The following is a 12,931-nucleotide window of genomic DNA, read 5'->3' as shown; positions in this document are numbered from 1 at the left end:
GGCTGCAAGGCTGGACGCCGCGTCGGCGTCGAAAAGCGCCGGCCGCAACGCGGCTTGGGCGGGGCGTCTTAGCATGCCGCTTCCTGCCCGGACTAGCGCTTTTCCGCATCGCGGCGAACTTGGCTTAATCGTCAAAAATACAGTGGTTTCCGAGTGTTAGGCGCGGAAATCGCCGATACTGCGCCGCCGGCGGCCGTAACGCGGGCTTCGTGGCGAGGCCTGTTGGCGCTGATTGGAGCCGAACTACGAGTCAACGAAGCCCGCGCCTTCCCGTGGACGCCCGTGGCGTTCGGCTTGGGCGCCGCGGGCTACCTGGAGGCGGCGCGCGAGCCGTCTCCTTGGTTGCTCGGCGGCGTGGCGCTGGTCCTGACGATCGTCTGGCAGGTGGCGCGAAGGCGCGGTGCGGCGACACTGCTGGTGGTTCTGACCAGCCTGGTGGCCTGTGGGGCAGGGGGAGGCTTCGCCGCCAAGCTCCGCAGCGACCGGGTGGCCGCGCCGGTCATGGCTGGCGAGCGGGTCGTGCGGCGCGTGGAGGGCTTCGTCGTCGACGTTGTCAGTCCCGGCGCGGGCGGGCCGCGCCTGCTGATCGCGCCGGTCGCGGTGTCGGGCCTGGCGCCGGAGCGGACGCCGCGTCGGATCCGGGTGACGATCGGTGAGAACGAGACGCCCGCGCCGGGGCGGAAGGTGCGCCTGCGGGCGATGCTGGGTCCGCCGCCGCCGCCGGCCGCGCCTGGGTCGTACGACTTCGCTCGCGACGCCTGGTTCGATTCGATCGGCGGCGTCGGGTTCATGATTGGCGACTGGGACGCCGCGCGACTGGACCCGCCGCCCCTACGTCTGCGCGTGTCCATGGCGGTCAACGCCTTCCGCTGGAGTCTGGCCCAACGGATCCTGGCGCGGATGGGCCCGAGCAGCGGCGGCATCGGAGCGGCCATGGTCACCGGCCACGAGGCCTGGATCACCGAGGACCAGACCGAGGCCATGCGCGCCTCGGGCTTGGCGCATATCCTCTCCATCTCCGGCCTGCACATGGCCATCGTCGGCGGCTTCGTGTTCGGCGTGGTGCGGCTGGGCGTCGCCGCCTGGCCGTGGCTGGCCTTGCGGGCGCCGGGCAAGAAGATCGCCGCCATCGCTGGCCTGGCCGCCGTGCTGGGCTATCTGGTCATCTCCGGCGCGCCGCCGCCGGCCGAGCGGGCGGCGATCACGGCCAGCGTGGCCTTCCTGGCCATCCTGTTCGACCGGCGGGCCATCACCCTGCACGGCCTGGCCGTCGCGGCCCTGCTGATCCTGGCCCTGAAGCCGGAGACGGCCGGCGAGCCGGGCTTCCAGATGTCGTTCGCCGCCACCGCCGCCCTGGTCGCGCTGGCCGAGGCCTGGCCCCGACCGGTCAAGGAGATCTCGACGCCCTGGTGGATCCGCTGGCCGCAGGCGGGGATCGTCTGGCTGGCCGCCTCGGTGGCGGCCAGCCTGGTGGCGGGCCTGGCCACGGCGCCGTTCGCCATGCAGCACTTCAACCGCGTCGCCGTCTGGGGCCTGCCGGCCAATCTGGCGGTCGCGCCACTGTCGTCGTTCGTGATCATGCCGTTCCTGGCGATCGGCACCTTGCTGGAGCCATTCGGCCTGGGCGCGCCGTTCCTGGCCGTGGCCGGCTGGGGCATCGACGGCATGGTCGGGATCGCCAATGGCTTCGCCGACGCTCATGGCGCGCAGAGGATCGTGGCCAGCGCGCCGCCCCAGGTGTTGGTGGTCGCCTTCCTTGGCCTGATGATCCTGTGCCTGTGGAGAGGCGCCCTGCGCTGGATCGGCGCGCCGCTGGCCCTGGCCGTCGCCCTGTGGCCTCGGCCGGAGGCGCCGGACGCCTGGATCGCCGCCGATGGGGCCACGGCCGCCGTGCGCTCGGGCGACGCGGCGGTGTTGCTGCGCACCGACGCCAAGCGGTTCGGGGCCGAGCTATGGGCCAGGCGGCGCGGCCTGGAGCCGGCGACCTGGAGCCTCTATGCCTGCGACAAGCGGGTCTGCGCCCCGGCCCTGGGCGCGCCGGTGCGGTTGTCCCTAGCCTGGAGCCGGAAGACACCGGACGCCGAGACCCTGTCTGGCATGTGCGTGGCCAGCGAGGTCGTGGTCATCCGAGGTCCCGCGCCGCCGCGCGTGCCGCCGCTGTGCGCCGACGCGGTGCTGCTGGCGGCCGAGGATTTCGCGCGCGGCGGGGCGGCCGAACTCTATCGCCGGCCCGACGGCTGGCGCATCGTCTGGGCTCAGCCCTTGCGGGGCGAGCGGCCCTGGAGCCGTCGCCTGCTGACACCTGATGTCACGAGCGGCGGCTAGGTCTTGCTCCGTCTTCTGGAGAATCCGTGATGTCGAACCCGTTCGCCGCCCGCCGCGCCGCTTTCCGCGCCCTGCATGCCGAGGGCTGTTTCGCCCTGCCCAATCCCTGGGACGCCGGCAGCGCCAAACGCCTGCGGAATCTGGGCTTCAAGGCCCTGGCCTCGACCAGCGCCGGCGCGGCCTGGGCCCTGGGCAAGGACGACGGCCAGATCACCCGTGACGAGGTCATCGACCACCTGCGAATGCTGTGCGCGGCCACCGACCTGCCGGTGAACGCCGACTTCGAAGCCGGCTTCGCCGACACGCCCGAGGGCGTCGGTGAGAGCGTCACCCTGGCCATCCAGGCCGGCGTCGCGGGCCTGTCGATCGAGGACTGGTCCGGCTCGGCGCTCTACGACCCGCCGGTCGCCGTCGCGCGCCTCAAGGCCGCCCGCGCCGCCATCGACGCCTCGGGGCAGGACGTGATCCTGGTCGGCCGCACCGAGGGGTATCTGCGCGGCGTTCGTGACCTGGCCCCGACCGTGGAGCGTCTGAAGGCCTATGCCGAGGCTGGCGCCGATTGCCTGTACGCCCCGGCGGTCACCGCTCCCGAGGAGATCCGGGCCATCGTTCAGGCCGTGGCGCCCAAGCCGGTCAACGTCCTGTTCTGGGGCCCGGACATGTCGGTCGAGAGCCTCGGCGCGTTGGGCGTTCGCCGGGTCAGCACCGGCGCCTCGTTGGCGGCGGCGGCCTGGGCCGGTTTCGACAAGGCGGCCAAGCGGCTGGCGGAGGAGGGGCGGCTGTAGCCTTCCAACTCACCATCCGTCATTCCGGCCCTGAAATGAGGGGATATACCGTTACCGACAAAGCCGGACGCCGGCGCCGGAAGCGGACCTTCCGATCTTCTGTTCGGGGCGGGAATGAAGGCGCTAGATACGAAAAGACCCCGAACCTCGTCTGAGGTCGGGGCCAATTCCAGATGTCGTCTGGGTCCCGGCTTTCGCCGGGGATAAACTCAGTGATATCGGCGGATCAAACCCACCAGCTTGCCCTGCACCTCGACCTGGTCGGGGCCGAAGATGCGGGTCTCGTACTTGGGGTTGGCCGCTTCCAGGGCGATCGAGCCGCCTTTCTTGCGCAGGCGCTTGAGGGTGGCTTCCTCGCCGACCAGAGCGACGACGATCTCGCCCGAGGTGGCGGTGTCGCCCTTCTTGATGATGACGTAGTCGCCGTCGAGGATGCCGGCCTCGATCATCGAGTCGCCCTGCACCTCAAGGACATAGTGCTCGCCATTGCCCAGCATGGCTTCCGGCACCGGCAGGCGCTCGCGTTCGTGCTGGATGGCGTCGATCGGGGTGCCGGCGGCGATCTTGCCCAGGATCGGCAGTTCGCGGCTGTCATTGGCGGGCGCGGCGGACGCGGCCGGAGCGGGCGGGGGCGAGCCGCCGCCTTCGAACACCTGCGGCCGGAAGGCGCCCCGGCCCTTGGGCGGCGCGGCGGTCGTGGCCTGTTGCGGCAGCTTCACCACCTCCAGCGCCCGGGCCCGGTGGGCCAGGCGGCGGATGAAGCCGCGCTCTTCCAGGGCCGTGATCAGCCGGTGAATGCCCGACTTCGAAGCCAGGTCCAGGGCCTCCTTCATCTCGTCGAAGGACGGGGAGACGCCGGTCTCCTTGATCCGCTCGTGGATGAACATCAGCAGTTCGTGCTGCTTGCGGGTGAGCATGTGAACCTCGGCTGGAGCGCGGAACAAACCGCAAACCTTTTGAATGTTCTCTAGGCGTTCCGCGTTAAAGTCAAGTCGAGCGTCGTTCGCCGGAGAAAGGCGAGGAAAATCAATAGCTAGCTTGGCCGGTAGGGTAAATGTCGGCCAGAATCAAAAGCTTAACGAAAGCTTTCAGGCGCGCTTGCGGGCCAGGACGATGTCCTGGTCCTGGATCGGCTGGCGGCGCCACACCCCGAGGGCCTGGTTGATCACGTCCATGCCCAGAGCGTCGTACTGGGCCAGGGCGGTCTCGATGTCGTAGCCGATCACCGCCTCGGGCAGGTCCGGCGTCGCCGTCCAGCAGCCGTCCAGAGGGTGGATGAAGTCGAAGACGATCTGGCTGTTGCCGGTGTTCCCGCGCGATTCCTCGTCCAGCAGGTACCAGGAGACGATGCTGATGCCGCCGGGCTTGAGCACGCGGACGATCTCGCGGGCGAACTGGGCCTGGTCGGCGGCCAGCAGGTGGGTGAAGACCGACCCCAGAAACACGTAGTCGAAGCTGGCGTCAGGATACGGGAAGACGAATGCGCTGGCGGGCTGCGACCCGGCCGGATTGTACCGGTCGCTGTGCATGTCTGCGTGGGTGAACGTGAAGCGCGGGTCGCCGACGGCCAGGTTGGCTTGGCACCAGGCGATGGCCTGGGCCATCACGTCGAAGCCGGCGTAGCGGCCGTTCTCGTCCAGATAGTCGACCAACGGGGCGGCGGCGCGACCGATGCCGCAGCCGACGTCGAGGATAGCGTGATGGGGCCGCAGACCGGCCTCGAGGAACAGCTGCTTGAACTGCTGGCCCACGCGCACGTAGTCGGCGTCGGCGGCGCCGACCAGATGCCACATCTCTTGAGGCGCGGCGACGGCGTCCGGGCCGCCCGTCAGGGCGCGGCGAACGCGGCCCAGGACCGGACGCAGCGACGCTGGCGTCACCTTGCGTAGCGTCGTCAGGAGGGCCTGCATCCGATTCCCCGTCAATCCGAAGTGGCGCGGACCCTAGCGGGGGTTGTGAGATCAGCCAACCTTGGGCGCCGGGAGGGCCTTAAGGGTGCGGTCCAGGCGCAGGCCGTGGCCGTTCCACGAGAACAGCACCCGCTCGGCGCGGCCGACCAGGTTTTCGGCCGGGATGAAGCCCATGCCCAGCTCCGGCGGCAGGTCGGCGTCGCGGGCGACGTCCCAGGCGCAGGAAGCGTAGCCCTTTGGCGTTGAACCGGGATTGAAGCGGCTGTCCAGCGAGTTGTCGCGATTGTCGCCCATCACGAAATAGCAGCCGGCCGGCACGGTGTAGACGCCGGTATTGGCGGCCAGGGTCTCGGCGCCGAAGCTGTTGGTGGCGTAGGTGCGACCGTTGGGCAGGGTCTCGCGCAGGTGGCGTACCGGGATCGGCCAGGCGCGGGGCGAGCCCTCGGCGTCGACGCTGGTGAGGGTCTGGGTAACAGCCGCGCCGTTGATGCGCACCACGCCGCCGCTCATCTGGATGCGGTCGCCGGGCAGGCCGATGACGCGTTTGATCACGTCGGTGCGGCCGTCACTGGGCTTCTTGAAAACCACGATGTCGCCGCGCACGGGCGCCTGGCCCATCAGACGGCCATGGCCGACCGGCGGGCTGAGCGGGATCGAGTGACGGCTGATCCCGTACGGATACTTGGAGACCAGGATGTAGTCGCCAACCAGCAGGGTGGGCTGCATTGACTCGGACGGGATCGTGAACGGTTGGCAGAAGACCGTCCGTGGGACCAGGAACACCACCAGGACGATGGCGGCCGTCTTGGCGGCTTCTATCAGACCTTCAGTCCACTTGCGCATCGCCGTCCCCATGCTTGGCTCAAGCTAAGGTTAGGACGCCGAGCTTGGCTAAATCGTGGCGCGCTAGAGAATAGTCTTCAGGTCCGGATGCTTGGGCGTGACGGGCGCGTAGAACGCCGCCAGGACCGCCAGGTCCTTCTCGTAGTCGCCGCTGGGCGTCATCGCCGGGCCCAGGCCCACGACCTTGCGCTTGTAGTCCATGAAGCCGGGCACCATCGGCACGCCGGCCTTCAGGGCGATGTTGTAGAAGCCGGTCTTCCAGCCGCCCGCCTTGCCGCGCGTGCCCTCGGGCGCGATCGTCAGCATGAATTCGTCGCGCCGGGCGAACTCGTCGGCCATGGCCTGGACCGTGTCGCGCGACTGGGAGCGGTCGATCGGCACGCCGCCCAGGTCCTTCATCAGCCTCGCGAATGGCCAGCGGAACAGCGAGGCCTTGCCCATGAAGCTGAGCTTCAGGTTCAGCGCGTCGGCCGCGCCCAGGAAGTAGACGAAATCCCAGTTGCTGGTGTGCGGCGCGGCGATGATCACGAACTTGCGGGTCGTCGTCGACGCCGAGCCCTCGATCGTCCAGCCCTCGCGCTTGAAGAAGGCGACGAGGGACCAATTCACCACGCGGGCGACCCAATGCATGCGCGCTTCCTCGCGTGGCGTCGCCGGCGTCGTGGCGCGGCGGCTTTCTTGTTGAGCGGACTGTGAGCGGGCGAGGCGGAAAACGCCAGATGGCGCGTACCCGATCCGTTAGCCGAGCAAGGCTTTGGTCGCCGCCGTCACATCGGCCTGGCGCATCAGGCTTTCGCCGACCAGCATGGCCTTGGCGCCGGTGGCTTCCATCCGCACCACGTCGTCATGGGTGAAGATTCCGCTTTCGGTGACCAGCAGGGCGTCCTTGGGGGCCTGGGCCTGGAGACGCTCGGTGACGGCCAGGTCGACCACGAAGCTCTTTAGGTCGCGGTTGTTGACGCCCACGAGATCCGAGCCCAAGGCGCCGGCGCGTTCCATCTCGGCCTCGTCGTGAACTTCCACGAGGGCGTCCATGCCCAGGCGCTTGGCTTCGCTAATCAGCTCGGCGGCCAGGACGTCGTCGATCATGGCCAGGATGACCAGAATGGCGTCGGCGCCCAGGGCGCGACTCTCGGCCACCTGCCAGGGATCCACGAGAAAGTCCTTGCGGATGCAGGGCAGGCTGACCGCCGCGCGGGCGTCGATCAGATAGGCGTCGGCGCCCTGGAAGCTGGGGCCGTCGGTCAGCACCGACAGACAGGCCGCGCCGCCGGCCTCATAGTTGCGCGCCAGGGCCGGAGGATCGAAGTCGGCGCGGATCAGGCCCTTGGATGGCGAGGCCTTCTTGATCTCGGCGATCAGCGACAGCTTGCCCGGCGCGTGGCCGGCGATCAGGGCCTGCTTGAAGCCCCGCGGCGACGAGGCGTTGCGGGCGGCGGACTCGAGCGCGCCCTGGGTGCGCCGGCGCTTGCGGTCAACGACCTCCTCGAGCTTGTAGGCGGCGATCTTGGCGAGAATATCGGTCACGCGGGACTTTCCGAAGTGTTCTTGGCCGTATTGGTGGCGGCCACCAGGCCGGCCAGGGCGGCCTTGGCGCGGCCTTCGTCGATGACGTCGGCGGCCAGTTCGATGCCCTCGACCAGGGTCTCGACCTTGTCGGCCACCAGGAAGGCGGCGGCGGCGTTCAGCAGCACGATGTCGCGATAGGCGCCCTTTTCGCCGTCGAACAGGCGGGTGAGGGCGGCGGCGTTGAAGTCGGGATCACCGCCGGTGATGTCCGACAGCGAGGCGCGCGGCAGGCCGACGGCTTCCGGCGTGATCTTGAACAGATGGATGCGGCCGTCGCGCCATTCGGCGACCTCGGTCTCGCCCGTGGTGGTCAGCTCGTCCATGCCAGAACCGTGAACCGACCAGGCGCGCTCGGCGCCCAGCGCGCCCAGGGCCTTGGCGATCGGCTCGACGAAGCGCGGGGCCGAGACGCCGACGACTTGCCGCTTGGCGCCGGCCGGATTGGTCAGCGGGCCCAGCAGGTTGAAGATCGTGCGAAAGCCCAGCTGTTGGCGGATCGGCGAGACGTGCTTCATCGCGCCATGATGGGCCTGGGCGAACAGGAAGCAGATACCGGCCTCGTCCAGGGCCCTGCGCTGCTGCTCGCAGGTGGCGTCGATATTGACGCCGAGGGCGGTCAGGACATCGGCGGTGCCGGACTTGGAGGTGATGGCGCGGTTGCCGTGCTTGGCGACCTTCAGCCCGCCCCCAGCGGCCACGAAGCCCACGGCGGTGGAGATGTTCAGCGTGTGCAGACCATCGCCGCCGGTGCCACAGACGTCGATGACGTCGTAGGGATGCTCCAGCTGCACCGCCGCGCGGCGCATGGCGCGGGCGCAGGCGGCGATCTCGCCCACCGTCTCGCCGCGCAGGCGCATGGCGGTGACGGCGGCGGCCACTTGGGCTGGCGTCGGTTCGCCGCGCAGGCAGGCGGCGAAGAAGATCTCGGCGTCGGCGTCGTCCAGGGTCTGGCCATCGGCCAGCTTGGCCAGCAACGGCTTGAAAGCGTCGGACATGATGGCCGCCCTAGACCCAGACCGCCGCGTCGCGCTTGACGCCGGCCAGGTCGATGAAGTTTGCCAGCATCTGGTGGCCGCCCTCGGTGGCGATCGATTCCGGATGGAACTGGACGCCGAACACGGGCCGGGTCTTGTGCTGCACGCCCATGATCTCGCCGTCGTCGGTCCAGGCGGTGACCTCCAGGTCGGCGGGCAGGTCCTCGCGGCGGACGGCCAGGCTGTGATAGCGCGTGGCGGTGAAAGGGTTGGGCAGGCCTTTGAAGATGCCCTTGTCGTTATGGCGAACCTTGCTGACCTTGCCATGCATGACGGCCTTGGCGCGGATCACCTCGCCGCCATAGGCCTGGCCGATGGCTTGGTGGCCCAGGCACACGCCCAGGATCGGCAGGTCGGCCGGCGCGCTGGTAAGCAGGGGCAGGCAGATGCCGGCCTGGTCCGGAGCCTTGGGGCCGGGTGACAGCAGGACGGCGGCGGGCGCCAGGCCAAGGGCCTCCTGAACCGTAAGGGCGTCGTTGCGGTAGACGACCGTCTCGGCCCCCAGCTCGTTCAGATAGTGGACGAGGTTGTAGGTGAAGCTGTCGTAGTTATCGATGACGAGGATCATGACGCCGCCTTTCGGAGGTCGGTTCTAGCGCGGGCGCGGCCATTGTGTAGCGGCATTTTCGCGCGCGCCTTTCAGTTACGGTTACAGCGGTCGCGGTCTCAAGCATCATATGGGGATGGACCCGCGTGATTCCGCCCTGGACCCGATCGCCGTCGCCTATGTCCGCGCTCTGCTGCGGAAGAAGACGCGCGCCCAGAAGATGGCGCCGGTGCTGGCCGCCGCGGCCTTCGCCGCGTTCTGTGCGATCAGCTTCGCCACGGTGATGGTGCTGGCGCCGCCGGCGGTCACTCAGCACCTCCCGGACGATCGCCTGGGCGACTGATCCAGTCGGAAGAAGCAGCCCTAAGGCTCAGCTGAATCGCCAAGCTTCCTCGGCCGCGCGCTTGAGGGCGCGGGACTTATGCAGCGTCTCGTCATATTCGGCGTCCGGATCGCTGTCGGCGACGATGCCGCCGCCGGCCTGCACGTACATCATGCCGTCCTTGACCAGCGCCGTGCGCAGCACGATGCAGGTGTCGACCGAGCCGTCGGCGCCGAAATAGCCGACCGCGCCGGCATAGCCGATGCCGCGTTTCTCGACTTCCAGTTCGTCGATGATCTCCATGGCCCGCACCTTGGGCGCGCCCGACAGGGTGCCGGCGGGCAGGGCGGCCATCAGCACGTCGACCGGATCGACGCCGTCGGGCGCCGTGCCCTCGACGTTCGAGACGATGTGCATGACGTGGCTGTAGCGCTCGATCTTGAAGCTCTCGGTCACGCGGACGTTCGGGCCTTTCGGACGCTCAGCCGGGGCGTTGCGGCCTTGATGGTTGAGCATGGCCACGCGACCAACGTCGTTGCGGCCCAGGTCCAGCAGCATGAGGTGCTCGGCGCGTTCCTTGGGATCGGCCAGCAGCTCGGCTTCCAGCGCCGCGTCCTCTTCGGGGGTAGCGCCGCGGGGACGGGTGCCGGCGATCGGCCGGATGGTGATCTTGTTGTCGCGCAGGCGGACCAGGATCTCGGGGCTGGAGCCGACCAGGTTGAAGCCGTCCAGGTTCAGGAAGAACAGGAACGGCGACGGATTGGTCCGGCGCAGCGAGCGATACAGAGCGAACGGCGGCAGGTCGAAGGGCGCGCGGAAGCGGTGGCTGGCCACGACCTGGAAGATGTCGCCGGCGGCGATGTAGTCCTTGGCCTTGGCGACCACGTCGGCGTAGTCGGCGCGGCTGACCGGCGTCGTGAAGTCCATCGGACCCCGCGGCGCGCGGGGCGCGTCGTGGGCCAGCGGACGGTGCAGATCGGCCATCACCGTCTCGATCCGCGCACGGGCGGCGGCGTAGGCGTCCTTGGCCGAGACGCCGGCCTTGGGCCGCACGGTCGTCGTCAGGATGATCTCCTGGGCGATGGCGTCGAAGATCGCCACGATCTGCGGGCGGGTCATGATCCCGTCCGGCAGGCCCAGCGTGTCCTCGTTGATGTCGGGCAGGCGCTCGACCAGGCGCACCAGGTCATAGCCCAGCGCGCCGAACACGCCGGCGGCCATGGGCGGCAGGCCCTTGGGGAGTTCCATCCGGGCCTGGGCCACGAGGTCACGAAGGCTGTCCAGCGCGCCGCCCGGCTGGGACGCGTAGCGGCCGGCGGCGATGTCGTCGCCCTCGGCGATCTCGGCCTGGTCGCCACGGCAGCGCCACACCAGGTCCGGGTTCATCGTGACGATCGAATAACGACCGCGCCAGGTGCCGCCTTCGACGCTCTCGAACAGGAAGCTGTAGGGACGCGTCTGGGCGATCTTTAGATAGGCCGAGACCGGGGTCTCGAGATCGTCGATCAGACGGGTCCAGACGACCTGCTGCCGTCCGGAATCATAGGCTTCCGAAAAGGCGTCGAACGCGGGTTCCAGACTCATTAGTCGGCTTTCTTTCCGGCCTTGGCGCCTTCGGCCTTGGCCAGGGCGTCCGTGTCGACGCCAATGGCCTGGCGCGCCAGGGTCAGGTTGCTCTTGGTCTTCAGCTGGGCCTTGGCGGCGTTGCGCGAAGCTTCGCCCAGGTCACGCATCAGGCCGCTGGCGGTCTGCTGCTGGGTGAAGGCGGCGATCTGGGCCACCTGGCCGCTCGGGGCGGCCTTGACGCCTTCCAGCTTGGCGACCACGAAGGCCTCGCCCTGCTGGCCGGCGCGGGCCACGAAGGTCTCGCCCGACTTGGCCTGGAAGGCCGCGCCCAGGAGCTCGCGCCCCAGGGCCGCATGCTGTTGGGCATTCTGGCGCGTCAGGCCGGGGACCTTCTGGACCTTCGACTGGGCCGAGGCGGCCACGGCGTCCAGGCTTTCGCCCTTCTTGACACGGGCGGCCAGCGCGTCGGCCTTGGCCTTCAGGCGCTTGCCCATTTCCTGATTGAGCCAGACGGCGGTCAGTTGCGGCTTGATCTCGGCCAGCGGCGGCATGGCGGCCGGGACGACCTTCTCGACCTTAACGGCGTAGTATTCGCCCTTGCCCAGCTCGACCAGTTCGCTCTCGCCGCCTTGCGACAGGCCGAAGGCGGTCTTGACGATGTCCGGGGTCAGGCCGGGAATGGGCTTGCCCATCTGGTCCGTACCCTGGGCGGTGATCGGCGCGGTCGTGACGGCCATCGCGCCGGCCTTGCTGGCGGCGGCGATCAGATCGGCGCCGGCGTCGTGGGCGTCCTGATAGGCCTGGGTCTGGTCATAGGCCTTGCCCTGCGCGGTCTGGGCGCGGACTTCGGCCTCGATCTGCGGGCGGACGCTCTCCAGCGTGGCCACGACGCCCGGGGTGACCTTGGTGACCTTGATCACCGAAGCGCCGAGTTCGCCGGCGATAGGGCCGCTGACCTGACCCGCGGCCAGGGTGAAGGCGGCCTCGGCGACCTTGCGGTCCGGCACGGCGCTCTTGGGCTTGTCGGTCAGGACCAGCGGGGTCTTGCCATAGGCCTTGGCGACGGCGACCGGGTCCTCGCCCTTCTTCAGGCGGTCGGAGATCACGGCGGCGGCCTTGGCGTCCGGGGCGGCGATCTGGATCAGCGAGCGGGTTTCCGGCTTGGCCAGGCTGTCCTTGCGGAAGTCGAAGGCCTTCTGCACGGCGGCCGGATCAACCGTAACGGTCGGCTCCAGGGCCTTGGCGCTGACGCGCATGATCGACAGCACGCGGGTTTCCGGACGCGTCAGGCGCTCGGCGTTCTCCTTCATGAAGGCGGTCAGTTGGGCGTCGGTCGGCGGGGCAGGGCGCTCGACCGAGGCCGGGTTCACGGCGAAGGCGGCGACGTCGCGGGCTTCCAGCAGATAGGCGCCTTGCAGGGCGGCATAGATGCGCGGGGCCTTCATGCCGTCGGCAACGGCGGAGAAGAAATGAGCGTTGGCGATCTCGTCGCGCAGCGAGGCCTCGTAAGCCTGCGGGGTCAGGTTGTTCTGGGCCAGGAGGGCGGCATAGGCTTGTTGGTCGAACTTACCGGTGATCGGGCTGAACGGGCGCTGGCCGGGCGGCAGCTGGCTCATCTGCTGGTGGACGATGTCGCCGACCAGCTTATCCGACGGGTTCACGCCCATCTTCTGGATCGCGGCGGCGATCGATTCCTGCAGGGTCAGTTCCTGGACGATCTGGCGATCGATTCCGCGCTCGACGGCCAGGTCGGGGGTGATGGCTTCACCGCCGCGCTGTTCCATCGCCTTGCGATAGTTGTCGAAGCGCAGCTTGAATTCCTGCGCCGACAGGGTGCGCGGGCCGGCGCTGATCACGCCCGAGCCTTGCGGGCCCTTGAAGACGTCGCTGATGCCGAAGATGGCGAAGCTGACGATCAGCAGGCCGAACAGCAGCACCGCGAAGGGCGATTTGGCGAAGGAGCGGAAACCGGCGAGCATCGATCGAAAACCTTCCAGGGGACCGCCAAGCGAACAGGCAAGGTGGTCGAG

At 69.0% G+C, this 12,931-nt stretch carries 12 protein-coding genes; 3 read left to right on the top strand and 9 right to left on the bottom strand.

Features of this window, described 5'->3' with window-relative positions; translation table 11 throughout:
- Positions 1–219 precede the first annotated feature (219 nt).
- Positions 220–2,325: a ComEC/Rec2 family competence protein gene (locus ACW173_RS19755; RefSeq protein WP_492086020.1), complete on the top strand. Its 2,106-nt coding sequence runs from the start codon at positions 220–222 to the stop codon at positions 2,323–2,325.
- Between the two features lie 29 nt (positions 2,326–2,354).
- Positions 2,355–3,110, top strand: coding sequence for an isocitrate lyase/PEP mutase family protein (locus tag ACW173_RS19750; protein WP_492081782.1), 756 nt, complete (start codon positions 2,355–2,357; stop codon positions 3,108–3,110).
- 209 nt (positions 3,111–3,319) lie between these two features.
- Here the strand turns inward: ACW173_RS19750 and lexA are convergent, their stop codons facing one another.
- The 7 genes from lexA to ACW173_RS19715 form a co-directional block, all read right to left on the bottom strand.
- Positions 3,320–4,027, bottom strand: a complete 708-nt coding sequence (gene lexA / locus ACW173_RS19745; protein WP_291878222.1) for a transcriptional repressor LexA — start codon at positions 4,025–4,027, stop codon at positions 3,320–3,322.
- Positions 4,028–4,198: 171 nt separating this feature from the next.
- Positions 4,199–5,020 carry a class I SAM-dependent methyltransferase gene (locus tag ACW173_RS19740; RefSeq protein WP_492081781.1) on the bottom strand — a complete coding sequence of 274 codons (822 nt, stop codon included), beginning with the start codon at positions 5,018–5,020 and terminating at the stop codon, positions 4,199–4,201.
- Between the two features lie 51 nt (positions 5,021–5,071).
- Positions 5,072–5,863, bottom strand: coding sequence for a signal peptidase I (gene lepB, locus ACW173_RS19735; protein ID WP_492081780.1), 792 nt, complete (start codon positions 5,861–5,863; stop codon positions 5,072–5,074).
- Between the two features lie 63 nt (positions 5,864–5,926).
- Positions 5,927–6,493 carry a lysophospholipid acyltransferase family protein gene (locus tag ACW173_RS19730; protein WP_492081779.1) on the bottom strand — a complete coding sequence of 189 codons (567 nt, stop codon included), beginning with the start codon at positions 6,491–6,493 and terminating at the stop codon, positions 5,927–5,929.
- 108 nt (positions 6,494–6,601) lie between these two features.
- Positions 6,602–7,390 (bottom strand): indole-3-glycerol phosphate synthase TrpC, encoded by a 789-nt coding sequence (gene trpC / locus ACW173_RS19725; protein ID WP_492081778.1) that lies wholly within the window; start codon positions 7,388–7,390, stop codon positions 6,602–6,604.
- Complete coding sequence (gene trpD, locus ACW173_RS19720) at positions 7,387–8,427, bottom strand: anthranilate phosphoribosyltransferase (protein ID WP_492081777.1); 1,041 nt, start codon at positions 8,425–8,427, stop codon at positions 7,387–7,389. Before trpD ends, trpC begins: the two co-directional genes overlap by 4 nt.
- 10 nt (positions 8,428–8,437) lie before the next feature.
- Complete coding sequence (locus ACW173_RS19715; protein WP_492081776.1) at positions 8,438–9,034, bottom strand: anthranilate synthase component II; 597 nt, start codon at positions 9,032–9,034, stop codon at positions 8,438–8,440.
- 115 nt (positions 9,035–9,149) lie between these two features.
- Here ACW173_RS19715 and ACW173_RS19710 point away from each other — a divergent pair, with 115 nt between their 5' ends.
- Positions 9,150–9,356: a hypothetical protein gene (locus ACW173_RS19710; RefSeq protein WP_492086019.1), complete on the top strand. Its 207-nt coding sequence runs from the start codon at positions 9,150–9,152 to the stop codon at positions 9,354–9,356.
- 27 nt (positions 9,357–9,383) lie between these two features.
- Here the strand turns inward: ACW173_RS19710 and trpE are convergent, their stop codons facing one another.
- Entirely contained in the window at positions 9,384–10,919 is a 1,536-nt protein-coding gene (gene trpE / locus ACW173_RS19705) for an anthranilate synthase component I (RefSeq protein ID WP_492081775.1), read from the bottom strand.
- Entirely contained in the window at positions 10,919–12,880 is a 1,962-nt protein-coding gene (locus ACW173_RS19700) for a peptidylprolyl isomerase (protein ID WP_492081774.1), read from the bottom strand. Before ACW173_RS19700 ends, trpE begins: the two co-directional genes overlap by 1 nt.
- Between the last annotated feature and the right edge of the window lie 51 nt (positions 12,881–12,931).

Source organism: Caulobacter sp. ALps2, assembly GCF_058681635.1.
Note: the sequence above shows the minus strand (reverse complement) of the source record. Positions and strands in the feature narration are given on the sequence as shown.

Bases quoted from the DNA above. Each gene is read 5' to 3' on its own strand.
- ACW173_RS19715 (WP_492081776.1), bottom strand. From the start codon at position 9,034: ATGATCCTCGTCATCGATAACTACGACAGCTTCACCTACAACCTCGTC.
- ACW173_RS19730 (WP_492081779.1), bottom strand. From the start codon at position 6,493: ATGCATTGGGTCGCCCGCGTGGTGAATTGGTCCCTCGTCGCCTTCTTC.
- lexA (WP_291878222.1), bottom strand. From the start codon at position 4,027: ATGCTCACCCGCAAGCAGCACGAACTGCTGATGTTCATCCACGAGCGG.
- trpE (WP_492081775.1), bottom strand. From the start codon at position 10,919: ATGAGTCTGGAACCCGCGTTCGACGCCTTTTCGGAAGCCTATGATTCC.
- ACW173_RS19740 (WP_492081781.1), bottom strand. From the start codon at position 5,020: ATGCAGGCCCTCCTGACGACGCTACGCAAGGTGACGCCAGCGTCGCTG.
- lepB (WP_492081780.1), bottom strand. From the start codon at position 5,863: ATGCGCAAGTGGACTGAAGGTCTGATAGAAGCCGCCAAGACGGCCGCC.
- trpD (WP_492081777.1), bottom strand. From the start codon at position 8,427: ATGTCCGACGCTTTCAAGCCGTTGCTGGCCAAGCTGGCCGATGGCCAG.
- ACW173_RS19750 (WP_492081782.1), top strand. From the start codon at position 2,355: ATGTCGAACCCGTTCGCCGCCCGCCGCGCCGCTTTCCGCGCCCTGCAT.
- ACW173_RS19700 (WP_492081774.1), bottom strand. From the start codon at position 12,880: ATGCTCGCCGGTTTCCGCTCCTTCGCCAAATCGCCCTTCGCGGTGCTG.
- ACW173_RS19710 (WP_492086019.1), top strand. From the start codon at position 9,150: ATGGACCCGCGTGATTCCGCCCTGGACCCGATCGCCGTCGCCTATGTC.